This is a genomic window from Waltera sp. (assembly GCF_046969025.1).
Classification (GTDB): domain Bacteria; phylum Bacillota; class Clostridia; order Lachnospirales; family Lachnospiraceae; genus Acetatifactor; species Acetatifactor acetigignens.
The window spans coordinates 33803-60089 of sequence record NZ_JBKVQF010000014.1; the positions used below are offsets into that span (position 1 = coordinate 33803).

The window sequence follows — 26287 nt, forward strand, 5'->3', positions numbered from 1 at the left end:
CGGCTTTTATCTTTGCAGCAGTTTCAGGAATTTCTTTCTGGCCGCTTCCTGTTCCAACAGGCGGTCCAGTTTCTCCTGATTCTTCTCCGGGATCCAGGCCTTGCCGGAATTATAATAAAAGTTTACGATCTTCCACAATTTTTCAGGATAGGACAGGCGGTAGAACAGATCCTGTCTCTCATAGGGCTTTAACGGCCGTACACTTTCGTAAGCCGCCAGAAGCACTCTGCCCCATTCGGCATCCCATTCACTTTTTTCCAAAAGCTTTCGCAACAGCAGATACAGGTCTCTCACCGGCCCGTCTGCCTGACATTTTTCGAAATTCACCAGGAAAAATCCACGGTCCTGCCGCAGAATATTATGATATTGGTAATCTCCGTGGCAGAAACACAGCGGTGCTTTATCTCCGCTGTCGGAGGCAGCCAGCTCGATCTCTTTCCATTCTTCACACAGTTGTCTTGCTTCCTCTAAAAAAGGATCAATCACTGCAGACAACCGGATCTCGAACCAGGTCTTCTGGCTGCGCTGTTTCAAGAACCTGCGGGCTCTCTTGAGCTCCCGGTTATGCTTCTCATAGTCCCGGCTGGGGAGATATCTCTCTATGACCGGTGCCGAAGTCTCCTCCGTCTCCGGAAATACAGGTGTAAATTCCAGATCACCGTGCAGTCTCGCCAGAAGCCGCATGGCTTCCATACATTCTTCCCTGTCACGGATATTACATTCTCGGCCTTCCCACCAGGTCTTCAGAATATATCTGACACCGTCCCGGTCTGTCACCGATAACGCACCTTCCTTTGTGGCAAGCAATCGCTCCGCAGGAACGGTTCCCCGTTCCTCCAGGTGCTTCAGGACCTGCTCCTGCAGACGCAGCTGTTCCTCGCGTCCTGTATATTCCTTGAAGATCAGGCAGCCCTGCTGTGTATCGCACAGAATCGCTCCCCTTCCTTTTCGGGTACGCAATACTTCTATCTCATACTGCTCCAGCAGTGCCACTGCTCTGTCATTCACTTACAATCCCTCCTAAGATACGTCCTTAACCGTTTTCCGGTTCCTACGCTATCTTATGAGGAAAGCCTGTAAAGTATGCTCAATCTTTGTCTGCCGACAGTTCCTTTACCTTTTCCAGCAGCTGTTCTCTGGTATTCTGCTCGGGATGTTCCAATACCAGTTCCAGCAGCTGTTGCAGCATCTCTCCCAGCTCTCTGCCCGGTTTCATACCGGTGTCGATTAGATCCCTGCCGGTGACCGCCAGTGTTTTCAGGGAGACGCACTGCTTCTTTTCCAGCATTTCCTGATACAGTTTCTTCCAGAGTTCGAGATTCTCCAGTTTTTCTGTTCTCAGGTAATCGCTCTGTGCCAGAATATCTGCCCGTTTCACCGGGAACAACAGTGGGAAAATATCTTCCCCGATCTTATTCACCGCCCGGCGGACAATCCGCAGATCCGGTATCACATCATTGCCATAATCATGGTATCTCACCAGACGGGTGACCACCGCAACGGTATCATTATCAAATCGCAGTCTCCGCAGAATCTTCCGCGCCATCTCTTCTCCCACCGCCGGATGTCCGTAGAAATGAGTGATTCCGTCTTCATCCACAGTAAGTGTGGCCGGCTTGCCGATGTCATGGAGCAGCATGGCATAACGCAGATTCTTGTCCGGCCCGATCTCCATAAGTGCATGTAATGTATGCTCCCCTACGTTGTATTTATGGTGCTTATGCTTCTGCGGTGTCTCCATCATGGCATCGAATTCCGGTAGGATCACCTTGGTGACACCCATGTCATAAGCTTCTCTGAGGGTGTCGGGATGAGGGGACACCAACAGTTTAGTCAGTTCCACCTGAATCCGCTCCGCACTGATCTTCTGCAGGGTCGGTGCCAGCTTCCGGATTGCCGCCTCAGTATCTTCGTGGATCTCGTAGCCCAGCTGGGCTGAAAAACGAATTGCCCGCATGATCCGCAGCGCATCTTCTCCAAAACGTTCCTCCGGGTTGCCTACGCATCGGATCAGCTTCGCCTCGATGTCTTTTAATCCGCCGAAAATGTCGATCAGGCCTTCCGTTTCATTATAAGCCATGGCATTGATGGTAAAATCCCGGCGTTTCAGGTCCTCCTCCAGGTTCGGAGTAAACGTCACTTCTTTGGGATGTCGGCTGTCTTCGTATTTTCCATCTACACGGTAGGTCGTAACCTCAAAGCCTTCCTTGTCCAGCATGACGGTTACGGTGCCATGCTGGATTCCGGTGTCGATGGTGCGACGGAACAGCGTTTTCACCTGCTCCGGTCTCGCCGAGGTGGTGATATCCCAGTCCTCCGGGCATCTGCCCAGAATGGAATCCCGCACGCAGCCGCCTACCACATAGGCTTCAAATCCGGCATTCTGTATGGTTTCTATGATATATTTCGCTTTTTCAGGTATTTGTATCTGAATCATATATATCCTCTTTTGCAAAAATCACATACGCTCATTGCTCTGTGAGTTTTCGCTTGTTACTGCTTTGTGTCTATTGTTTGTTTCTAAGAAAGGCTATGCCTGCTCCGGGTTCATGATGAACTTATCGATGACTTCCACCAGTCCGTCTTCATCGTTGGTGCCGGTGATATAGTCCGCCGCATCCTTGACCGCCGGCTGGGCATTCCCCATTGCTACGCCGGTTCCCGCATATTCGATCATGGAGATGTCGTTGTAACCGTCCCCGCAGCAGATCGCATTCTCTCTGGTCAGTCCCATGCCTTCCAGCATATGATCCAAAGAGGTGGCTTTGTTCACATCTTTCGGCATGATCTCGATGAAATAGGGTTCGGAACGGTAGATGCTTGCCACATCGCTGTATTTTTCCTGCAGCTGTTTTTCCAGAGCAGGGGCGATCTCTTCCGGTGCCGTCATCAGGCACTTATTAATATCGAAATTCACATATTCGACGAAATTGTCAACGACCTTTATAGGAATTCCGTTGATTCTGGCTTCCAGCTGCACATAGTCATCCGGCTCGAACGCAGAGATGACGCCAGGACCCTGATAAGTGATCAGTCCGCAGCCATTCGCTTTGGCGAATTCGTACAATCCGGGCACAATGGACAGGGGCAGTGTTCTCTGATAGACCACTTCTCCTGTCTTACACTCCACGATACGGGCTCCGTTAAATGACAGTAGGTATCCGCCGTATTTTTTCAGTTCCAGCTCCTCTTCGCATTTCCGCATACCGGGGGTGGGACGACCCGAAGCCAGGATCACCTTGTGACCATGCTGTAAAATATTCCAGATTCCCTGTTTGGTAGCTTCCGTGATCTCTTTTTTTGAATTGGTCAATGTTCCGTCAATATCCAGTACCAGAACTTTTTCCTGCATGTTTATTCATACCTTTCTCAAAGTTATTCTCTGTTCAGCTCACGTAACTGGCAGAGTCACATTATCATGTTTCCCGCCCTTTTGCGACTATTTTTGCTCATAACCTAACAGTACCTGTCTCTTCTGCTTGTGCAGTGAAACAGGTACTTGTCTGTTGTCTATGTTCTGTTCCTGAGCAAGCTTTACTGTGCCTGTGTTGCGGTCTCTTCGGTAGCAGCAGTCTGCTCCTCGGTGATCTCCTGGGTCTCTGCGGCCGCGGTCTCAGCGGCTGCGGATTCCTCTGCCTGCACCTTCAGGTAATTCAGTTTACCTTTGGGATCCTCTACTGTTACATCTGCGGTAATATCCTGCATATGCTGACTCATTGTATCGGATACCAGCGTATTCTTGATGTTGATCTTCCACTCGGGCTGATCCTGTCCGATGTAGTAAAGTACATAGGTGGTGTCACTGACAGTGATGGCTACGGTATCTCCTGCCTGACGGCTGTTGTCGAAGATCCAGTTGCTCAGCTCCTCTGTCATACCGGTCTTGGTCACCTGCTCGAACAGACCGCCGTTTTCTACTGCAGAAGTATCCTGTGTATACTTCTTGCACAATTCTGCGAAGCTGTCCTCGGTAGCTGCACCGCTCTTCCACTCCTCCAGGATCTCTTCACCGGTCTTATCCTCGGTGGGAATGATCACACGTACATCTGCGGAAGGAGTCTCATCCAGATATCTCTTCTCAAATGCCACGGCATAGTAGCAATGGCTGTTGTCGTTAGTAATGACGGTGGTATCTCCTGCCTTTCTGGCATCATCAAACAGCCAGTCGGAGATCAGGTAGTTCACGGAAGACTTCTTCTCATTCTCGTGTGCTTCGCCGTCTTTTGCCACGGTCTTCTCCGCATCATCTGCCAGTACCTTCGCATCTTCCATTGCCTTGGCGATCTCAGCATCGGAAGGCTGGTAAGCGGTATCGGTGCTGTCGGAAGCTGTTGCATCTGTAGCTGCCGTTCCGTCTGTTGCAGTGGTATCGGTGGTTGCAGCAGTCTCCTCTACGGGATCTGCCAGTTCGGTAGGTTCTGTAGGCAATTCTGCCTCAATGGTCGTCAGGCGATAGTCTACGGAATCGTAGGTTGCCTTATTTTCCTCATAATAGCTCTGAATCTCATCATCACTGGGAGCATTATCCTCCTGCAGCTTCTGATAATAAGCGTTCATTACCATGTCGTTCTTCACATATTCTTCGATACGGCCCATGGTTGCATAGCTTCCGTAGATGGAACGTACATATTCCTTCTCGGAGATGCCTGCGGATGCAGCGGAGGTTTTGATGGTCTCCTTGAAAGTGTTGTACTCATCCGTGGTATCGTAGGTGAAGCCGGCTGCTTTGGCTTCTGCCATCAGCGCCTTATTCTGCTTCAGGCTCTCTACAGCATTCTGCTCAAAATAGTCCTGCCAGGTCAGAGTATCGGAATACATCTGGGTGGACAGATCCTTGCTGGTATCCAGTCCGAAGTATGTCAGATAGCTGCCGTACTGGGTGATATAATTGTTCTTGGTCAGGTTGTATTGGTAATCGAACTCTACCTTGTTTACAGCTTCTCCATTGACCACCACATAGGTCTCATGAGTTGCCAGATAGGTACGGATGGGGAAAGATGCTACCAGACATACCAGAGCCACAAGCACTACGATGCCGATGGCCGTGCTGATGCGCTCTTCCTTTTTCTCCTTTTCCTTCTCCTCTTTACGCTTCTGTACCTTACGGTCATATTTGGTCATGACCTTCTGTTCTGTTTGTTCTTTATTTTCTGTAACTTTTTCATTCTTAGACATTGCTTACATGTCTCCTTCCTGGTGTCTTAAGTCCCAATGACTCCTTATTTTACCGTATTTCTGCGGAAAAAGAAAGCTATTTCACATATTTTTCAAGTTTTTCCACGATATTTTTCACACATCCGGGCTCAAAAGGACTGTCCAGTCCGACTTCTTTGATCATATTAGTGTAAAAATCACTGGCGGACAGCCTGCACAGCTTCAGATAGCTCTTCCACGCCTCTGTAAAATCGGCATCCATCTTCACCTTGTACTGTAGTGCGCAGGTCTGTGCCAGACAATAATCGATATAATACAGAGGGTAGTCGTAAATGTGCAGCTGCTTCTGCCAGAAGCCTCCCTGTCCGAAGAAAGGATCTCCCTCGTAATCCAGGTGGGGCTTGTACTCCCGCTCCAGACGGCTCCATGCCTGCTTTCTCTCGGCCGGGGTCAGCTCCGGGTGCTCATAGACGATATGCTGGAACTCATCCACCATACAGCCGTAAGGAATAAACGCAGCCGCATCCTCCAGATGCATTTCCACGTAATCCTGCGCTCTGTTGCCGAAGAACAGGTTCATCCACTTTTCCGTGAAAAATTCCATGGACATGGAATGGATCTCTGCAGTCTCCATGCCGATATCCGCATGCTCTCTGATAGGATCCTGTGCAGCGAGATACCCCTGAAACGCATGACCACACTCATGCGTGATGACGTCCACATCACCGCTGGTACCGTTAAAGTTAGCGAAGATAAACGGTGCATGGTACAGAGGCAGATAAGTCATGTAACCGCCAGCTTTCTTGGTCTTGCGGCCCAATACGTCAAACAGTTGGTTCTCCATCATGAAATCAAAGAATTCCGCAGTCTCCGGGGACAGTTCCCGGTACATCTTCTGGCCTGCTGCCATGATCTCTTCCGGGGTGCCGGTGGGCGCCGGGTTGCCATCCTTGAAATATACCTGCTCGTCAATATAGCTGAGCTTCTCCAGACCCAGACGTTGTCTTCTGCGGTCATGCAGCTTCTCTGCAAAGGGTACGAAATACTCCTTGATCTGCCTGCGGAAAGCTTCTACCTCGTCCTTGCCGTAGCAGTTGCGGTTCATGCGGTAATAGCCCAGTTCCAGATAATTTTCATATCCCATGGTTCTGGCCTGCGCGGTACGGTTTTTCACCAGTTTATCGTAGATGGTATCCAGCTGTTCCTCATTTTCCAGGAAAAACGCGCTCATCTTCTCCCATGCCTGTCTGCGGACATTGCGGTCGGAATTCACCAGATAGGGCCGTAACAGGGACAGATTCAGTTCCCTGCCGTCGAAGTCGATCTTCGCACCGGCGATGAGCTTATCATACTCCATAGTCAGGGAATTCTCCTCCTGCATCAGCGGGATCAACGCCTCGCTCATGGACTTCTGTGCCAGCTCCATATTCTTGAACGCTACCGGACCGATCTTCTCCTCCAGATAAGCTCTGTAGGGGGATTCATATAATTTCTTCTGATAAGCCAGCACCAGATTGCTGAATACCGGTCCCTGCTCATCGTAGTATTTATGCTCTTCCTCGTAGAATTTATCGGAAGTATCGATGTCGAAGCGGATATTCGCAATGGTCATCAGCGTCATGACACGGTCCGTCAGCGCATAGTACTTCTGATGCACCTCGAACTGCTCCTCCCCGCTCTTCGCCGCATCCAGCTCCCGGATCAGTTCTCCCATCTCTTCCTGCACTTTGGCAAAATCTATTCTTTCGTAAGGCATGTCCTGAAATTTCATAATTATAGTAACCCTCTCTTTCTGTGTCCTTAGGAATCTATACTGCTTATCTTACCCCAAAATGCCGGGAAAGTAAAACTTTAGAAGCGTTCTGTAACATTTTTCTGGATTTTTTGTAGCCTTTTTGTAACATTTTTCAGACTTGCCAATAAGGAATCCCTATGGTATGGTGGTATTAGAAGTAATTTTTCTTCTTTCAAAAATTCTTATAGACCCGTCAGTGGTCAAAGTTTCCCTTATTATTTATTTTATATGGAAAATATTTGTTTTATTTTTACATTTATTTTGCAACAGAAAGGAGATTTATGGAGTTAAAACAAAATAATATAACCAGCAACTATTTCTCGGAGGAGTATTTGATGAATACTGTGTCGAGATTCTGGAAAAATTTTGTTGCGGAAGAAATTTCGTATGGGAATGCGATAGCTGCTGCGCCGGGGAATGTGGCTGTGGCAATACCGGCTTCCGGAAAGCGGAATTATAAGGATCTGGTGTTCCGGAAAATATTTCATGACAAGGAGAAGCTGCTCTCGCTGTACAATGCGCTGAATCACTCGCATTATGAAGATCCGGAGCTACTGCATATTACAACTTTGGAAAATGCGGTTTACCTAAGCTTGCAGAACGACCTGTCATTTGTGGTGGATTTTGATCTATGGTTTTTTGAGCACCAGTCCACCCTGAATCCCAATATGCCGTATCGCTTTTTGCTGTATCTGGCAAGTGAATATTCAAAGATGAACTCAGATGACCTGCTTTATTCCAACAAGTTACAGATGCTGGATACTCCGCATTTCGTAGTGTTTTATAACGGGACGGATCCTCTCCCGGAATACAGCACCCTGAAGCTGTCCAGCGCCTACCGGAATAAGGAAGAGACTCCTCAGCTTGAATTACAGGTACAGGTAATCAATATCAATCTCGGGTTCAACTCTGAGCTGATGGATGCCTGCCAGATTTTAAAGGAGTACGCCCAGTTTGTCGCAGAAGTCCGTGAGCAGGCAAAGGTGTATCCAAACCGGCAGGCCATCGTTCAGGCCGTGGACGTATGTATCAGGAGGGATATTTTGAAAGAATTTTTGCTTGAGAATAAGAAGGAGGTTATTGATATGGTGTTTTTTGAGTATGATGCTGAGGCGGAAAAGAGAGTTATTTACAAGGATGGCGTAGAGGAAGGCAGAGCAAAAGAAATTGTTCGGTCATGTAAGGACTTTAACTTGTCAAAAGAGGATGCAATCCACAAGTTAGAGACTCTACTATCAATCCCTACACAATCTGCCATTGACTATTACGAAAAATTTTCAAAGGAATTTGAAAATGAATTCTCAAAAGCACAAAAAATTATGTAAAAGGAGCACATTGGTATGAACTTTTTTGAGTATGATGCTGAGCTTTCTATTTCTACACAGGCAGCCATGGATTACTATGATAATTTTTCGAAGGAATTGGAAAGGAAATCTTTGGATGATCAAAAGGTCTTATAAGAACCCAAAAAGGGCAGCCCGTCATGGACTGCCCTTTGGTTCTTACATAACTCTTACAGATATGGTTCGTTCCTCTTTGGAAACAACCTGATCTCAGCTTAAGCTTACTGTAACAGAGACAGTACGCCCTGGTTGGACTGGTTCGCCTGAGCCAGCATAGCCTGTCCTGCCTGAGACAGGATGTTGTTGTTGGAGTACTTAACCATCTCAGTAGCCATATCGGTATCACGGATCTGGCTCTCTGCGCTGGTGGTATTCTCTACAACGTTGTCGAGGTTGTTAACGGTGTGCTCCAGACGGTTCTGAACGGCACCCAGTGCGGAACGCTGAGTAGATACCTTCTGGATAGCCTGAGCGATTGTATCTATAGCCTTATCAGCATTGGTACTATCTTTTCCATCAACCAGCAGCTTACCATCTTCATCGACCAGTCCAAGGCTCTTTGAACTCATGGATTCAATGCTCATCTCAATCTTATTATCGTTAGATGAATCAGCTCCTACATGTAAACTTACATTTAATGCATCAGGTACATATGCATTATCATAAGCTTTCAATTTTGTAACAGTATTCCCTGTTGTAGCATCCTGCTCAGCCTTAATTGTGACTTTTACCTCGTCTCCTACTTTTAATCCCGAAGCCTTTAATTTATCAGCTGCAACTTTATCGGCTGCTGCATCTATGGATAATCCTGCCTGTAAATCCTTCTGCTCTGTCTGATTCCATTTCAATTGAATCACCATCTCACCTGCAGCTCCAGCTCCTCCATCCGTAATATTGACACCCATTTTTTTAAGCTGTGCCTGTGTTAAAGTGGCCACAACAGTAGTTCCGTCTGCGCCACCTTTAACTTGATACTGATCCACATTCTTACCAGCATCTTGCTGCTGGGTAATGGTAATTTTACCAGCTTTAGCATCATTTAATGCATTCAGCACACTTCCACTTAAATTGCCGATAAGAGCTCCACCCTGATTATTCTCTACTTCTGCTGTTACTTTACCAAGAACAACATCTCCTGCTACCAATTCAGAACCTGCTGCAGCATTTAATTTCACGTCAGCTAATTTACTATCAACCGTCTGATCCGCTGGAGTAGCAGATACAGTACCTCTTGCATTACCCTGTAACAGATAAGTTTCATTAAACTTAGTCGTAGTGGACACACGATCAATTTCTGTTACTAACTGATCAATTTCATTCTGGATATAGCTTCTGTCATCTTCACTGTTAGTTCCGTTAGAAGCCTTAACTGCCAGCTCATTCATTCTCTGCAGCATATCATGTACTTCGGTCAGGGCACCTTCAGCGGTCTGTACTGCACTGATACCATCCTGTGCATTCAGGGAAGCCTGTGTCAGACCTCTGATCTGCTTTCTCATCTTCTCACTGATGGACAGGCCTGCTGCATCATCAGCTGCACGGTTGATCTTATAACCGGAAGACAGTTTCTCGGTGGATTTTGCCTGAGAAGCGGTGGTCAGACCTAACATTCTGTTAGAGTTCATAGCTGTAAGATTGTGTTGTACTACCATAATAATTTACCTCCTTGTATTACTGCCCAATTCCTTTTGCGGCAGTGTGCGTATCTGTATTGTTATTGAGAAATCCTTTTCTCCCAGATACTTGTTGTTAGTTTTTATAGTAACCGGAGTAGGAGCTTCCCTGTCGGGCCCTGACAGAGCCGCTCTTCCTCCGGTTATTACCATATGAAATTATTTGTCCGCATTTCCCTTTGTGATGATCACATTTGACTTCTTGCGGTACTTCTCCGGGTGCTCTTCTTCCGCATAATATTTGGGAAGCTTCGCTCTCTCCTCCGGATCTGTGATCTGGTTCTCCAGCACCGTGCTTCGCACGATGTTCACCTCTCTCGGTGCATCGATCATGATACGAAGATGATTCTTAGTTCCTCCCAGGAACACGATCTTGATATTGTCATTGATCATCAGGTATTCTTCCGGACTAACGGTCAGACGCAGCATATAATAACCTCCTTGCTCTGTTCAGCCTTCCTTGCCTGCTGTTTCTCACTGATGCAACATTCTATTATGGAATGTTGCATTTCCCTAATTCATTTATTCTATCAAGGAGGCCATTATGAGCACGACACAACCTATCCGCAGCAAACAGCTTCTACACGATTTCAAGGAGTACTTCCTTACCAAGCAGCCCAACTCCAGGAATTACACTCTCATCCTGATCGGTCTGAACACCGCTCTCCGCATCAACGACATCCTTCATCTCACCTGGGGAGATGTCTATTGCACAGAACACAGCCGCTTTTACACCCATCTCCTGATCACGGAGAAAAAAACGGAAAAAGAAACCAGAATCCTGATCAACAGAGAACTTCAGGAAACATTACTGTCCTACCGGAAAACACAGCCTTCCATAGCCGACACAGACTACCTCTTTCCCAGTCCCAGAAAAGCTGATTCCCCGCTCTCCCGATACCAGGCCTACCGCATTGTCCGTAAGGCTGCTGAAGCCGTAGGGATCGAAGACGTGATCCGGTGCCATTCCCTGCGGAAGACCTTCGGCTACCATGCATGGAAAATGGGAACTCCGCCCGCATTGCTGATGGAGATTTACAATCATTCTTCTTTTCAGATCACAAAACATTATCTGGGGATTGAACAGGATGACAAAGATGCTGTATTTCGTGACATACAGCTATGACATGCGGCCTTTATAATTGCTATAATGATATAGAAATAACGTATTAGCGATTTTTATAAAAAAGACTAAAGTTTTCACATGGTCAGCCGAAATATGTAGTGCAAGACAAAATGCAACATTCCATAATAGAATGTTGCATTTTTCTATTTTAATCCTTTCATTTCTGTGGTATTCTTTTAAAGACTGCATATCGCTATTTTTCGACAAATACTTTCCTTTTTTGAAACATATACAGTCAGAATCAGGAGTACACATGAAAAGCTTTATATGTGAAATGTTCTATAAGCAGCGGGCGGCATTCGAACAAAGCTGCGCTTCCAGGGGTAAAGAATATCCTCTTCCGGAAGATGTTTTCCTACAATCGGATATTTTCTATGACGAGAAGCATGTTCCGGCACGTCGTCTGGATGTCTACCGTCCCAGGGGACGGGACGGAGAGATTCTCCCGGTCATCGTCAACGTACATGGCGGAGGCCTCCTCATAGGGAACAAGGAGTTCAACCGTCCCTTTTGTGCCTCCCTTTGTGAGGCGGGGTATCTGGTATTCAGCATTGAGTACCGGCTGATACCGGACTGTCTCTTCTATGACCAACTGGCAGACCTGCATCTGGCACTGGATTTTATCCGGGATCATCTGACGGAATACGGCGGTGACATTTCCCACATATATGCCTGCGGCGACAGCGGCGGTGCCTGTCTGCTGACTTATGGAATCGCCATGCAGCGAAGCACTGCACTGGCACAGGCTGCCGGAGTAACCCCTTCTGACCTGCCAGTCCGGGCACTTGGTCTGGTCAGCGGTATGTTCTATACGAACCGCCTGGATCAGATCGGACTTTTCCTCCCCAGATATCTCTACGGCCGGCATTATAAAAAAAGTGCTTTTGCCCCCTATGTATCTCCGGAGCACCCGGACATCGTGACCAGCCTGCCACCCAGTCTCCTGATCACCAGTGACAACGATAATCTTCAGAGCTATACTCTGAATTTTGAAAAGGCTCTGCGCAGACATCAGATGCCCCATAAACTGATCAACTACCCGAAGGATCCCCGCCTGACCCATGCGTTCAGCGCTTTTTACCCAGAGCTTCCGGAAAGCAGGGAAGTGATCCACCATTTGATTCACTTTTTTGAACATACCGGGGAAGAATGTAAAGGAGGATGTGTATCATGACATACGACGAAAATGTTTTCAAAGAAAAAGCTAATCGGAAAGCCCGCAAGATCTGGATCGTTTTTGCTGTTTTACTGAGTGCCAACTATGGCTCCGATGCGTCCGGGGGATTATATCCCACCACTTCTTACCTTATTTTCCTGGCATTGTGCTGGCTGCCTCTGATCTTCGGCGAAGTGCTGTTACGTGTAAAGGGCTGGGCAACGGAGCTCTACCGCTACGATCTGGTCATCGGTTACGGCATCTTCTATACCTTTGTAATCTGTACCACAGCGTCACCCATCGCATTCACTTACATCCTTCCGGTGACAAGCTTACTGGTCCTGTATAAGAACCGGAAATTCATGATCAACTGCGGTATCGTCAACTCTCTGATCATTGTGGGCGCTGCCGTCTACCGCTACATGCTGGGCTTTAACAGTGCTTCCGATATGAAGAATTACCAGCTGCAGCTGTCCTGTATCATCCTGTGTTACATCTGCTATGTCATGTCCATCCGCCATCTGAACGAGTCCGACGGTGCCATGACCGACAGTATCAAAGCCGACCTTCACAGAGTGGTGACCACCGTAGAACAGGTCAAGACATCCAGCAATACCATTCTGGACGGCATTACCGTTGTCAGAGAACTGGCTTCTGAGAACAAGCACGGTTCCGATATGGTCATGCTGGGTATGAATGAATTGACGGATAATAACCATATGCTGCAGGATCGGACGACCTCTTCCACACAGATGACTTCCGACATCCGTGCCCAGGTGGAAAATGTTGTGGCACTCATCAGCGAAATGGTATCTCTGGTCGGGAAAACCGAATCCCATTCCAGTGTCAGTGCAAAAGATCTGCAAAGTTTGGTAAGCACTGCCACCACGATGTCAGAGCTTTCTACGGAGCTGGAAAATGTCCTGCAGAATTTCCAGCAGGAATTTGGCATGGTGAAGCAGGAGACCGGTACCATCGAAAAAATTACAAATCAGACGAACCTGCTGGCCTTAAACGCTTCCATTGAAGCTGCCAGAGCCGGTGAAGCAGGCAAGGGCTTCGCAGTGGTAGCTGATCAGATCCGTACCTTAAGTACTGAAACCCACGCTTCCTCCGGACAGATCAGAGAAGCTCTGTCCCGTCTGGATGCTACTTCCGCTAAGATGACCGCTTCCATTGAAGAGACCTTGAAGCTGATTCAGGTTACCCTGGAAAAGGTAACACATACCGGTGAAAATGTAAATCAGATCGCATCTGATTCCGCACAGCTCGGCAGACATATTCAGGTAGTTGATAACGCAATTAAAGAAGTCGAAAGCTCCAATACCCAGCTGGTATCCAATATGGAACAGGTATCCAACATCGTGGAGACTATCACCGGCTGTATTGCACACTCCAGCCAGACCAGTGAGCGTATGCTCAGTAAATACGAAGAAACCGCTTCCAATATCAACACCATCGAGGATGTCATGGAGAACATGATGTGTGATCTGGGTATCGGCGGCTTCATGGGTATCGAAGATATTCAGCCAGGTATGAAGATCGATCTGAAAGTAGCCGGCCAGGGAGATACGGAATACCTTGGAGAACTGATCGAACAGATTCCGGAGGGTCTGCTGGTATCCTGTCAGAAGGAGCTAGCACTCACAGATACCGCTTCCTGTACCTTACAGATCACCGCAGGCAACATCCTGTATTGTTGGGACAAGGCAGTCATCTCTCCCGCTCCTGAAAAGGGTGCTCATGCCTTCAAAATCATCATTAATACCAGACCCAGGATCAATAACCGCCGTAAATACCCCCGTATGGATCTGAACAATGCCTGCACCATCAAGTTCAAAAATTCTGATACGGAATATGCGGCCACCATGGATAATATCAGTGCCAACGGCTTTGCTTTCCTGGCGACAGACAATATCTTCACCCAGAGCAAGAATGCCTCGATCACTGTCACTATCCATGATTTCGCTCTCCCGGATCACAATGTGCTGGAAGGACGTATCATCCGCTGCTCCGATGATAACGGTCTGTTCATCGTAGGCTGCCAGATGCCGGAGGATAATTTCTATATTCTGGAGTATGTAGAGAAAAATCTGGAAAGTAAGAAATAGTCAAATACAAAAGGGTGCCGCTGTGCGACACCCTTTCTTGTTTGGTTTTATAGTTTCATCTATGGCTTCAGGAGCCGGGCGATCAGGCCCTCGACCTCCTGGAGCTGTTCTTTTGTGCTCTCCTTGTGGCTTTCCTTGCGGTACTTCGAAGGGGACATTCCCTTCATAGCGTGAAAGGCCTTGGTAAATACCAGGGCATCGCTGTATCCGCAGGACAATGCAATACTCTCGATAGGATAATTCGTGGAGTCCAGAAGCTCTCTCGCCTTGGTAATACGGAAGGTAGTAAGGAACTGCTGGGGAGACATCCCCAGATAGTTCTGGAACAGCGTATATAAATAGCTGCGGTTGATACACACATAGTCCGCCACATCCGTGACCTTGATGGGGTTACAGTAGTTGCTCTGGATAAAGGAAACCGCTTTTTTCACATACTGGTTCCCCTTATCCTCTTCCTCTCTTGCCACCACACCGGCACTGTCGGCGATCACCGACAGAAATACTCCCAGCAGTCCGTTCCGCCGCAGATCATCCGCAATGCCAAAGGTATTATGCTCCATCATATCCCGGACAATGGAATACAGTTCCTCTGATTTATCACATGAAAAAATAGGATGTCTGTCTGATAGTCCCATGCTGTGTAAATATTCTTCTGCCCGGCTTCCGGCAAATCCCACCCACAGATAACTCCAGGGATCCTTCGCATCCGCCTGATAAAAAGCCAGTTCATTGGGCTGGATCAAAAAACCGTAGCCCGCCTCCAGCCGGTATTCCTTGTCGTGAAACCGGAAATGTCCCTTACCACTCAGGACATAGTGGATCAGGTAATGTGGCTTGGAGGCCGGTCCGAAGCTGTGCAGCGGTGCCGTCTGGGAGCATCCGCAGCAGTTCACATACAGACTTCCTGTTTTATCATTGACAAAATCCAGTTTAAATGCTTTTTCCATGATCGGACCGTTTCCCTTCTGCGTTGCCGCTCTCTCATCTAATTCACGAGAATCCCGCCGTTTTCATCAAATTCGACACCGAAATCCCGGCTGTATTCATTCATACGCTGCAAAATTCTCTTCTTATCCTCACCTGCTGCCGGAGTAGGCTTAAAATCATTCCGGGTGGACACAGAACTCACCATGCAGGGAATGATCCTGGCATTCCGGTCCTCCACCTTCTGTCCGTTTTCGAATGTAAAGGTCTGCTGGAAGATCATGGTATCCTTATCTGCCGGGTTCCGGTTCGCTCCGAAGCAGAAATTCGCCAGGCTATAGATGATATATCTGCCCTTATATTCTTCGATTCCCTGAAGGACGTGGGGATGATGACCAATGACCAGATCCACACCCCAGTCAATGCATTTTCTGCCAAGTACCTGTTGGTAATTCTCCGGATAAGTATCTTTCTCGATCCCCCAGTGACAACAGGCCAGGATCAGGTCCACATTCTGTTCCCGCAGGGTCTCGATATTGTTCTGGATCAGCTTTTCCGCCTGTGCGCCCCACTCTACCTCATTGACAGAGATTATTCCTATTTTCAGGTTCCGCTCTCCGCCGTGGGCTGCCGCACTGTCCGGGATCTCATAGATACCCACATTTTTATCATAAGCATAAATGATCCCTTCCTGCTCTAATGCCACCACAGTATCCCGGCTTCCCTGTTCGCCATAATCCAGGCGGTGATTGTTGGCGAAGCTGACGGCCTCAATGCTCCCCAGCGTCAGCAGATGAGCATAGGCTGGATCCCCTTTGATGCAGTAGGTCTGTCCCTCCCGCATCTGTTCCGATGTAGTCAGAGGCCCTTCCAGATTCACGATGGTCATATCGTCCGCCGCAAAGATGTCTCTCACATTTTCAAAGAAATAACCTTCGTCCTCCGCCTGATCATAGGCCTGACGGAAGGAGGCACTGTAGTCTTGTTCCTGATGATTTCCCAACGTTACATCCCCTGCTGCGGAGATGGTGATCGTATAACGTTCACCCGTCAAACCATCGGAGTCATCGCAAGATCCCGATGTTGTTGCGTTCTCTCCACCGGAAGCCGTCCCTGTCTGTGCCCCCGTAGCAGAATCTTCTGCCGTCTGCCCAGCCTGCGTAGTTGCATTGTAACCGCCGATGGGCTGCGCCAGATCTTCCCTTCCCGGAATGTAGACCTGCTGGGTCAGATCATCACCACATCCGCCAAGCATTATGACTGCCGCTGCACAGAACAGTGCTGCAAACCTTTGTTTTCGATACCCCATAAGCTGCTCCCTCATTATCGTAGCATGATCCGCATCTTTGGTGCTTACCGTTGCTTCGCAACTATCATGATCCCATTCGCCGTTCGTCAATCCTGCAAGCACATTGACTCTCATACGTCAATTATAATATCATTCCGCAGAAGCCTCCGATGTGGAAATAATGTCTCCGTCTCCGTACAGATTCTCCTGCAGGAATTTCTTGTTGGCTTCGAAATCCACTTCCAGCACTGCCATCTTACGGATGGTCGCATCCTTATAGGTGCCCTCCAGTGGAATGCTGTTCTGGATAATATCGTAAGTCACGGCCTTAGGTGCCATAAGGCTCAGCCGATAGCATTCTGTCTGGGTCAGATTCGTGGTCAGATTCGGCATCAGACCATCGATCAGCTCCTGGGGATTGGTCAGCATTCCCTGCGGAAGCTTGTGGATCACCTCTGCCAATACCTTTCTCTGCCTCTCGGTTCTGCCGAAATCCGTACCGATATAACGGTTTCTGCAATACGCCAGTGCCTGCGGTCCGTTCAGGTGTACCATACCGCCGGAAGTATCTTCAAAATAATCGGTACCTTCCGGTCTTCCCAGCAGAATGTTGTATTCCACCAGATAACCATTGACATATTCCACTTCCTTGCTGGTCAGCTCAAGATCCACACCGCCCACTGCATCCACCAGATTGGCAAATGCTTCAAAGTTCACCAGTACATAGCGGCTGATATGAATATCGAAATTCTGCTCAATAGTCTCCATCAGCAGTTCTGCGCCGCCATAGGAATATGCCGCATTCAGACGATTCCCCTTATGTCCCGGAATGTCCACATACATATCACGGAGCAGGGATGTCATGTAGATCTTCTTCGTCTTGTTGCTGATGGACAGCAGGATCATGGCATCTGATCTGCCGTCTTCACCGTTTTCACGGGAATCGTTACCGATCAGCAGAATATTGGTCACGCCTTCTTCCTTCATGGGAGAGGACGCTACCGACTCGATCTTCTCATAGTTCATCTCTCCGTAGACCTTTCCTACCAGCACATACAATCCTGCTGCCAGGAATACAAGGATCAGCGCCGCTGCGATCAGGAAACGCTTAAGTCCTGACTTTTTCTTCTTCCTGCCGCCCTTAGCGACCTTTTTATTTCCTTTTCTGTTCCTTTTATCCGCTTTCGTGTCTATCTCCTCACGCTTCCCGGATCTTCTTCCGGAGCGTTTTCTATCGTTATAATCGTCCTCATAGTCCTCTACATAGTCATCCCGTCTGCTGCGGCGGGTTCTGCCTGAGGTCTCCTGTCTGCGGTGATCAGCGTTACTGCTACGGCCGCCACCGTTACGACTCTCTGAAGTCTTACGTGCCGTCTCTCTGCGGGCTGCCTGTCTCCTGCGGTATGTGGGATCATCCCAGTCCTCTGCATAGTCCTCACGGGATCCTGCTCTTCTGTCGGATCCGATCACATCCAGTTCCTCCTCTTCCTCGTCATCTTCCCTCATATCATACATCTGCGGAGCCGGGCGGGCTGCCTCACGCTCCGCAGAGTGTGTCCCCGCATTCGCCACCAGGCGCCCCGTACTGCGGCGGGCTCCCGCCCCGGATGCCTGCATTTCCTGCATCTCCTGTTGTAAAAAGGCTTCCAGACCCTTTTGTATATCTTCCATCTCCTGAATGGAGTCTCTTTCCTTATCGCTCATCCTGTACCTCACTTCCACGTACCTGATTTTGCACGCTTTTATTCCTATTCATCTTCTAGGATAATACCATAATCTGCTGTATTCGTCACGACAGAAATCCTTAAAATTTGTTTAAATGTTATCCGGTATTTCTTAAGAAACGACAACAAGAAAGACCATCTGCGGCAGCTACACGATTTTCTTTCGTATGCTTTCCTCAGATGGTCTCTGTATTTTTGTTGACTTATGTCTGCTCTATTTATGAGCAACTCTTGCGTCTATGTAATTTTTCAGAGATTCCACCGTCTCTTCTACGCCCAGCTTGCTGCTGTTGATAGACAGATCGTAATTACGGGAATCGCCCCATTTTACCTTACAATGACTATTGTGGTAAGACTTTCTGCGACGGTCCTTCTCGATCATGCGCTCTTCCGCATGACGGGCATCCAACTCATAGATCCGCATAACACGTTCGATCTTGGCCTCTCTGTCTCCCAATACGAAGATAGAGATCAGGTGCGGATTGTCCTTCAGCACGATTTCGGAACAACGTCCTACGATCACGAAGGATTCTCCTGCCTCTGCTTTTTTCTTAATGTAATCGAACTGCATTCTGGCCACATTGTCTGCCGGAGAACTGTTCATTCCCATTACACTGCGGTACAGGAATTTATTACGTCTCTTTTCGTCGAACTCAGCCAGCTCCTTGCTGCTTACATTCATGCTTGCAGCCACCTCATCTAACAGGTTGTGATCGTACATCGGCAGTTTGTAATACTCTGCCAGCTTCTGTGCGATCTCATGTCCGCCGCTGCCGTATTCACGGCTGACGGAGATAATCAGTTGTTCACTCATTGATCTGCCCTCCTTATGGCTAGATGTATTTCCAAAATTTTTTAAACTCGTATTCTGCAAATACATCTTACAGATATCTTGCATAGATCATCAGCATAGAGATCCCTACTACTATTATAGTCGCAGGTGCCATAACTTTGCAATATTTTCCCCACTTAATCATATGACCGGCTTTCGCTGCGGTGGCGATACCTACTACGTTGGCAGAAGCTCCGATGGGAGTTGCGCTTCCTCCAATATCGGTTCCCATAGCCAGTGCCCATGCCAGAATGGACAGGTCCACACCCTGGGCAGCGGACAGACTGCTGATAATAGGGATCATGGTAGCGGCAAAAGGAATATTATCCACGAAGGCACTGGCAATCGCAGAGATCCACAGGATAATAGCGATCATCAGCATCAGATTGCCGTTGCTGATGTCTCCGATGAAATTCGCCATAACTTTCAGGATGCCGGTCTGCTCCAGGCCACCCACTACCATGAACAGTCCGATGAAGAACAACAGGGTCTTGTAATCGATCTGTTTGATCAGTTTCAGTGCGTCCTTGCCTGCTGCAATTAAAGTCACGATAGAAATGAATACACCAATACAGGATACGGTCAGACCGGTTTGTGCGTGGGTCACCAGCAGAACTACCGCACACAGGAAAATAATAGTGCTGATAATAAATCCTTTTTTATCGATAATGGCTTCGGAAGGATCCGGGTAGGTCTGGTTGCTGCCTGCTGCAGCTGCCTCACTGGCACGCAGTTCCTTGTGGAATACCAGATAGAAATACAGTACGACCACAACCAGGGAAACGCCTGCGATCACACCGGTATTGGTCAGGAAATCCGTGAAGGAATATCCCAGGGAAGTACCAATGATGATATTGGGGGGATCTCCGCACATGGTAGCGGATCCTCCCAGATTCGCACAGAACACTTCTGCCAGAATCATAGGCACCGGATTGAATTTCAACAGTTGTGACAATTCAATGGTAACGGCTGCCAGGAACAGGATTACGGTAATACTGTCAATGAACATTGCCAGAATACCGGATAATACCATAAAGGTGACAAACAGCGGTACAACCTTATACTTGACCATCTTGGCAAGGCGCATGCACAGCCAGCGGAAGAATCCCACCCGGGCCATTCCCTCTACCATGATCATCATTCCTGCTACGAACACGATGGTCTCCCAGTTGATACCACTGGAAGCCTCTGCGGACTGTCCCGCCGTGTACCAGAAATGACTTGTGAAAAAGCTGCCTAAGTTCAAAGTCTCCAACACTGCGCTCATACTGTGCATTCCCAGTCCGAATACCAGTACCAGTGTCAGCAGGCCGCAGCCTAATGTGATAATGTGTCTCTCCCATACTTCCAGGACGATCAGTACAAACATCGCCAGAAATATGATTACTGCAAGTATTTGTGCTACCACTTTCCCTGCCTCCTTGTAAATTTATCATTTTATCTCGTTAAGCGTTTTTTAATCTTGCTTTCACCTTTTATTTTCCCCTTTTTATGAGAAATTAAGTGGATTTCGCACCTCACGATTTAGAACGCTTAAGATTTGATTCTATCCGAAATATCGGCATAAGTCAATTCTTCTTTTGGCTTCTATGCATAAATATTCCGTTAAAGTTTTCTCAGCTGAAAATACAAAAGACTCCCGAAAGTTTGTATCATGCGTACTCACTTTCAAGAGCCTTTTCATATCCTGTTATTTATTCATTCCGGAAGCTTTCGATATCGTTCTTTCCCACATACCGCAAGAACATCCGGTGCATATCAATACCGCTTTCTCCGAAATACAATTTCATGTACTTCTCACCGTCTTGCCGGATTGCCAGCGTGACGGACTGTTCCACCACTTTGCCCTCCGTGCCGTTAATCGTCACAGTTTGCTGCAACGTGTTGTTCAAGAATACGGAAATCGGTAACTGTGCCAGCGGACCCAGCGTGGAACTCATCCGGAATACCAGTTCGTACCGTCCGATCTTCGGGAAACGCAGCTGGTATACCGCACCGGTACCTTTCTTCGTGGACAGCTTCTCCAGCGGAAGTTCAATCTCTTCGCCGGTCTTCGGCTCCGGCAGTTCCAGCCGGGCCAGCACCTGTCCGCTGTCTCCGGCTCCTTCGGTGCTTACCGGACTGTGAAGCTCCGTACACTCCTCTTCCTCTCTGCCAAGCAGCCTCTCCATGGCAACGGAACGTAACAGGAAGCAGCAGATGTTTGCAGCATTCCGCATAAGCTGCGCTCTGGTCAGCCTGCCGTCTGCCAGTCCTTCCGCAGTGTTGTCCTTATTAGAATTGGATGCTGCGTCTGCGGTCACCATGTAAATATCATTCTGCGCCCGGACCATAGGTACCGTCTGACTCTTGGAACCGGATTCGCCTTCCTCATTGATCTTTGCCCACCAGTCGGTCATGACAATACCCTGATAGCCCCATTCCTTACGGAGAATGGTTGTCAGAAGATCATAGCTGCCTGCGGTCCACAGTCCGTTCACCGGGCCATAGGTGGACATGATGCTGTAGGCTCCGCCCTGTTTTACGGCGATCTCAAATCCTTTCAGATAAATCTCCCGCAACGCCCTCTCGGATACAATAGCATTGGCATCATGCCGTTTGAATTCCTGATTATTACATGCAAAATGCTTGATGGTACCGGTAACTCCGTATTTTCCCATACCTTTCAGCTGTGCTGCCGCCATGGTGCCGGTGAGGTACGGATCTTCGGAAAAATACTCAAAATTACGTCCGTTCAACGGATTCCTGTGAATATTAATACCGGGACCCAAAAGACTGTCGATCTTGTTCTTGCGAAGCTCCATGCCCTCCATCTCATACAGTTCTTCCACCAACTCCGGATCAAAGGTACATGCCAGCAACGTACCGTTCGGCAGTGCATAGGCCATGGTACCGCAGTCCATACGGATGCCGGAAGGACCATCAGAACAGCAGGCCACCGGAATACCGAATTGCTGCAGTCCATCCGTCACACCGCCGAAAGCTGCTGCCGTTCCGGGGGTAACTTTCGGAGAACACATGCCTTCTCCGCGGGTCATGCAGATCAGATCTTCGTCTGACAGCTGTGTCAGGAACTGTTCCAACGTAATCTTTTTGTCATAGACATCTGCCAGCTTCCATCCCTGATCTCCCATATATTCGCTCTGGGTGGGTCTTTCCCGCAAAATACGTTCCGCCAGATCTATGGTCCGTAAGGGCACATCCTCCCAGTTGGCGATGGCATGCTTGTTTTCTCCGAAGAAGAACGGTCGTAAGCGTTTAAATGCCTGCACCGGAGCCAGTGCTTCCGTAACGGTTTGTACGACCTGCAGCTCCGCTAATGTCACTCTTCCGACTTCTCTTGCACTCCGCACATCGGTACCGACATAGAAGATATAGTCTCCTGCTTCCAATACATAGCAGGATTTATGTCCAGTGACACCACTGTCATCATAGGACGCAAGCTCCGTCAGTTCTGCTTTCAGGATCAGTTCTTCACTTGCTCCGGGCTTCAGTTCTTCCGTCTTGGCATAAGCTGCCAGCTGACGCAGCGGCTTTCCCAGCTTTCCCTGAGGAGCCTCCACATAGACCTGTATGGTCTCTCTGCCGGACATACCGCCAACATTTGTCACTTTCTCAATGACAGTTGCCTCGGTACCCTGCACTGCCAGTCCCATGCTTTCTGTCTGGAACCGGGTATAGGACAGTCCAAAGCCAAAGGGATATTTTACCTTGTCTCTGGCAAAGGTCTCAAAATAGCGATAACCTACATAGATGTCCTCGGTATAAAAATTCTCCACCGGATCCCCGAAATTCTCCGTGGAAGGATAATCCTCAATATCTTCCGCAATAGTATCGCTGAGCTTACCACCGGGATTCACTTTTCCTGTCAGGACATCTACTGTAGCTCTGCCGCCCTCCTGGCCGCCCTGCCATACATAGAGCACAGCCTGTGGCTGATACCGGTCGACCCACTTCATATCCATGATATTACCCACATTCAGCACAACGATCGTCCTGGCAAATGCATTGCAGACATTACGAAGAATTTCTTCCTCCGCAGCTGTCAGCAGATAACTGCCTTCCGCAGCACTATTATCCTTGTCTTCTCCTGCGGTTCGGCCGAGAACCACAAGCGCCAGATCCGACTGTTCCGCCGCCTGTCTCGCCAGTTCTTCGCTGACGGGCATTTCTTCCTGGTTCCAGGGCTCCATAGCCCATCCCTCTCCTATATCAAAAGGATGATCCTTCAGCCATTCCCGGTACTGTGCCTCCAGTACCTCATTCACCTGTACGGTGCCGTCTTCCTTGAGACTGTCTGTAATATTGGTCACATATGGAGCATTGACCATACCTCCGGAACCCGTACCGCTCTTATAATGCTCGAACTGGGTTCTGCCGAAGATCGACACCCTCTGCCCTTTTTGCAGAGGCAGCACACCGTCTTCATTTCGAAGCAGTACGCTTCCCTCCGCCGCCACACGTCTTGCCAGTTCCGCATATTTCTCATAATCCAATGTATATTTCATATATCTGTTTGCTCCCTTCCTGTTATATCTATATTTCTGTATCTTTTATCCTAATAATAGCATTAATTTCCCAATACATCCACAAGAAAAGCTCTTTCTCTGACAGAAAGAGCCTTAAAAACATTTTATTGATTTTACAAGATGATCATGACCACAAAATCCCCGTTCTCCATAAAGAACTGGTATTGTCCGTTCAGCTTTTCTACATAATATACGATGCTTCTGGCCCCCAGTCCATGCCCGGAGCGCTCCGTCACCGGGACACCGTCAATAAATACCGGGGCATTCTGCACAGTATTTTTCGCCATCAGAAGAAGATGTCCTGACTTTTCGGACAGAGCCAGCTGTATCAGCCGCTTTTCCTGCGGCAGTTCCTGTACGGCATGCATGGCATTTTCCAGTACGTTTGACAGAATCGCACAGAACATCATTTCAGAGCAGGGAAGTTTCTCTCCAATGCTGACCTGTATCTCCCATCGGATCCTCTGCTCCTCAAACCGCATATTATAGATGGACAGTACGGAATTCACCATCTCATTTCTACAATAGGTCTTGATCACTGTATCATCATAAGTCTGGCTGACCTCATTCAGATATTCCAGCGCCTTGTCGGTTTCTCCCTGTTGGATCAGTGTTCGCAGCACCGACAGATGATGCCTCGTATCATGCCGTAAAATGGACATCTTTTTCTCGCTTTTTCTCGTATTGGTCATTTCTGTCTGGAATGAATTCAGCTGCATCTGGATCAGTTCATTGTACTGCTCTGCCTTGTTCTTCATCTCGTACTCCCGGAAATATACCAGTAAAAAGAGCAGATACGTCAGACACATGGCAAACCCAAGGAATTCCGGAACCGCCTTATTGCCGGAATACAACAGACTGGAAAATTTGGTCGTGGCATAGTCAAAAATGTAATAAATGATCGGCAGGCTTCCAATGATCAGAAGTTCCCGGTCCGTTTTGGCAAACAGCATGGCTGTGGTCTGGCATACATACCGGCATAAAAGGATGAAAGCTCCCACCGTCACCAGAATACGACAGACATAATAGCACCATTCCTGTCCTGTCAGAGCCAAAGCAAACAGTCCCATCCAGTTACTGCACTGACAACACAGATATGCCGTGAAAATAGAAATCAGGGAAGGAAGAATACGGAATTTATAATGCAAAACCAGTACAAATAACAATGGGGCATGCACGATCAGTGGATAAATCTGATCTACTGTTTCTGTTCCAAAGAGAAGTACACACAGAACATATAGAATTCCTGAAACAACCGCCAATGACAACAATTGCAATATATTTTTCTTATCCTGCTTCACTCCCAGAAAAAATGCCGACAGGAAGATTCCAAACAGCATTGTCGTTGTATGATGTGTATATGTTAATATCTGTAGTACCATTTTCTTCTCTCTTTCGTATTCTTACCATACATTTTTTACGGTATAAACCATTTCTATTATATGACCCACCCCGATATGCGAATAGAGGGTAGGATTGTGGGGGTGCGTAGCACGGAACAATCCCGTAGGCATCAAAGCCGGGGGCTTTTGACCTCGACTTTATTATATAAGACTCTCAACGAGAAATCAATTTGTGGATGATTTGACTTTTTGCGTCACAAATGTCAGCATGTCTCGCCTGTGGGATTCAGTAGCTTCTACGCCTTTCGCCGGCGTCTGGTATCACTGGGACTGACACCATAAGCATTGCGGTAAGTTCTGGAAAAATGCACCAATGACGCAAATCCGGTCTTCTGCGCGATCTCCTGGATCGCCAGAGAAGATTCCACCAGAAGTCTTCCGGCTCTGGTCAGCCGGACATTGGTAAGGTATTCCAGAACGGTGGCTCCGGTCACCTCGCGGAAAATACGGCAAAAATAGTATTTACTTAAATGGATCTGGGATGCGATGGTCTCCAGATCTATTTTTTCCGCATAATGGGCATTGATATAGGCGATGGCATCCAGAATCTCCTGTCTGGGAGCTGCGGAGAGCTCCGGCATCTGTGTCCGCTCCTGCCTCGTATAGTAGTCTCTGCACAGTAGCAGCAGTTCCAGACAATAGTTTTGCTTTAATTTCTCGGCCACAGCATCGTGGCGGTTATAATATTTCCGCAGCCGTTCGAAGACCTCTACCAGTTCTCCGGACTGTTCCGTTGTCAGATGCAGAATATCATTCTGCAGAACCTCCAGGAACCGCTGCTTCTCCGCAGGTTTCAACATTCCATCCAGATAATCCGGTGCAAAATTCAAGACATACCGGGCATAGAAATCCGAGGACAGACTCTGCATATAATGCGTCTGGTAGGGTTTGATCAGGATGATGTCACCCGGATTCAGCACATGACAGACACCATCCAGGAAGATGTATCGTATCCCCTTCACCACAAAAAAAAGTTCGTAAGTATCGTGATAATGATTGGTCTGCATATCATTTTTCTTAGAGGTCTCTATGTATTCCAAAAACAGATCCGAATAGGGATCAAAAATCGTACGAAGCATCTGTTTCCTTTCCCGAAAAAGATTCCGGCAAGATTCATATTATTACTTTTCACTATCGCAAGATATGTTAAACATTATCCAAAATAAACGATTATAATGTAATTATATAATAAATCTTGTGCCATGTGAAGTATATTGGAAGGAGATAAC

The 26287-nt window shown here is 47.9% G+C and carries 19 protein-coding genes; 4 read left to right on the forward strand and 15 right to left on the reverse strand.

The window, feature by feature from the left end; translation table 11 throughout:
* Positions 1–6 precede the first annotated feature (6 nt).
* From ACLTOH_RS09190 to ACLTOH_RS09210, 5 genes are all read right to left on the reverse strand, one after another.
* Positions 7–1008: a CotS family spore coat protein gene (locus ACLTOH_RS09190; protein ID WP_337544590.1), complete on the reverse strand. Its 1002-nt coding sequence runs from the start codon at positions 1006–1008 to the stop codon at positions 7–9.
* Between the two features lie 79 nt (positions 1009–1087).
* A complete protein-coding gene (locus tag ACLTOH_RS09195; RefSeq protein WP_412223999.1) occupies positions 1088–2434 on the reverse strand; it encodes a CCA tRNA nucleotidyltransferase in 1347 nt (448 codons plus the stop codon).
* Positions 2435–2530: 96 nt separating this feature from the next.
* Positions 2531–3352 carry a Cof-type HAD-IIB family hydrolase gene (locus tag ACLTOH_RS09200; protein WP_412223980.1) on the reverse strand — a complete coding sequence of 274 codons (822 nt, stop codon included), beginning with the start codon at positions 3350–3352 and terminating at the stop codon, positions 2531–2533.
* Between the two features lie 182 nt (positions 3353–3534).
* On the reverse strand, positions 3535–5175 hold the full coding sequence (locus ACLTOH_RS09205) for a peptidylprolyl isomerase (RefSeq protein ID WP_337763437.1): 1641 nt from the start codon (positions 5173–5175) through the stop codon (positions 3535–3537).
* Positions 5176–5251: 76 nt separating this feature from the next.
* A complete protein-coding gene (locus ACLTOH_RS09210; protein WP_412223982.1) occupies positions 5252–6925 on the reverse strand; it encodes a M3 family oligoendopeptidase in 1674 nt (557 codons plus the stop codon).
* Between the two features lie 305 nt (positions 6926–7230).
* On the opposite strand from ACLTOH_RS09210, the gene ACLTOH_RS09215 reads away from it, so the two are divergent.
* Positions 7231–8274 (forward strand): hypothetical protein, encoded by a 1044-nt coding sequence (locus ACLTOH_RS09215; RefSeq protein WP_227064011.1) that lies wholly within the window; start codon positions 7231–7233, stop codon positions 8272–8274.
* A 239-nt stretch (positions 8275–8513) separates the two neighbouring features.
* On the opposite strand, the gene ACLTOH_RS09220 is transcribed toward ACLTOH_RS09215, so the two are convergent.
* Complete coding sequence (locus ACLTOH_RS09220; RefSeq protein WP_412223984.1) at positions 8514–9944, reverse strand: flagellin; 1431 nt, start codon at positions 9942–9944, stop codon at positions 8514–8516.
* Between the two features lie 180 nt (positions 9945–10124).
* Entirely contained in the window at positions 10125–10394 is a 270-nt protein-coding gene (locus ACLTOH_RS09225) for a carbon storage regulator (RefSeq protein ID WP_022313558.1), read from the reverse strand.
* 115 nt (positions 10395–10509) lie between these two features.
* Here ACLTOH_RS09225 and ACLTOH_RS09230 point away from each other — a divergent pair, with 115 nt between their 5' ends.
* The 3 genes from ACLTOH_RS09230 (at position 10510) to ACLTOH_RS09240 (ending at position 14358) form a co-directional block, all read left to right on the forward strand.
* A complete protein-coding gene (locus ACLTOH_RS09230) occupies positions 10510–11091 on the forward strand; it encodes a tyrosine-type recombinase/integrase (protein WP_227064009.1) in 582 nt (193 codons plus the stop codon).
* Between the two features lie 253 nt (positions 11092–11344).
* Positions 11345–12265: an alpha/beta hydrolase gene (locus ACLTOH_RS09235; RefSeq protein ID WP_412223985.1), complete on the forward strand. Its 921-nt coding sequence runs from the start codon at positions 11345–11347 to the stop codon at positions 12263–12265.
* Complete coding sequence (locus ACLTOH_RS09240; RefSeq protein WP_022313555.1) at positions 12262–14358, forward strand: methyl-accepting chemotaxis protein; 2097 nt, start codon at positions 12262–12264, stop codon at positions 14356–14358. The genes ACLTOH_RS09235 and ACLTOH_RS09240 overlap by 4 nt, the downstream gene beginning before the upstream one ends.
* Before the next feature lie 59 nt (positions 14359–14417).
* Here the strand turns inward: ACLTOH_RS09240 and ACLTOH_RS09245 are convergent, their stop codons facing one another.
* From ACLTOH_RS09245 to ACLTOH_RS09280, 8 genes are all read right to left on the reverse strand, one after another.
* Positions 14418–15305, reverse strand: coding sequence for an AraC family transcriptional regulator (locus ACLTOH_RS09245; RefSeq protein WP_022313554.1), 888 nt, complete (start codon positions 15303–15305; stop codon positions 14418–14420).
* A 38-nt stretch (positions 15306–15343) separates the two neighbouring features.
* On the reverse strand, positions 15344–16705 hold the full coding sequence (locus ACLTOH_RS09250) for a CapA family protein (RefSeq protein WP_412223986.1): 1362 nt from the start codon (positions 16703–16705) through the stop codon (positions 15344–15346).
* Between the two features lie 15 nt (positions 16706–16720).
* On the reverse strand, positions 16721–18274 hold the full coding sequence (locus ACLTOH_RS09255) for an LCP family protein (RefSeq protein ID WP_412223987.1): 1554 nt from the start codon (positions 18272–18274) through the stop codon (positions 16721–16723).
* Between the two features lie 234 nt (positions 18275–18508).
* Complete coding sequence (locus ACLTOH_RS09260) at positions 18509–19108, reverse strand: AAA family ATPase (protein WP_227733167.1); 600 nt, start codon at positions 19106–19108, stop codon at positions 18509–18511.
* A 67-nt stretch (positions 19109–19175) separates the two neighbouring features.
* Positions 19176–20534 (reverse strand): SLC13 family permease, encoded by a 1359-nt coding sequence (locus ACLTOH_RS09265; RefSeq protein ID WP_412223989.1) that lies wholly within the window; start codon positions 20532–20534, stop codon positions 19176–19178.
* Between the two features lie 286 nt (positions 20535–20820).
* Positions 20821–23634: a glycoside hydrolase family 3 C-terminal domain-containing protein gene (locus tag ACLTOH_RS09270; RefSeq protein WP_412223991.1), complete on the reverse strand. Its 2814-nt coding sequence runs from the start codon at positions 23632–23634 to the stop codon at positions 20821–20823.
* A 134-nt stretch (positions 23635–23768) separates the two neighbouring features.
* The gene (locus ACLTOH_RS09275; RefSeq protein WP_227062628.1) at positions 23769–25037 is read right to left on the reverse strand and encodes a GHKL domain-containing protein; all 1269 of its coding nucleotides are present in this window, start codon (positions 25035–25037) and stop codon (positions 23769–23771) included.
* A gap of 257 nt (positions 25038–25294) precedes the next feature.
* Entirely contained in the window at positions 25295–26137 is an 843-nt protein-coding gene (locus ACLTOH_RS09280; RefSeq protein WP_119624231.1) for a helix-turn-helix domain-containing protein, read from the reverse strand.
* Positions 26138–26287 lie beyond the last annotated feature (150 nt).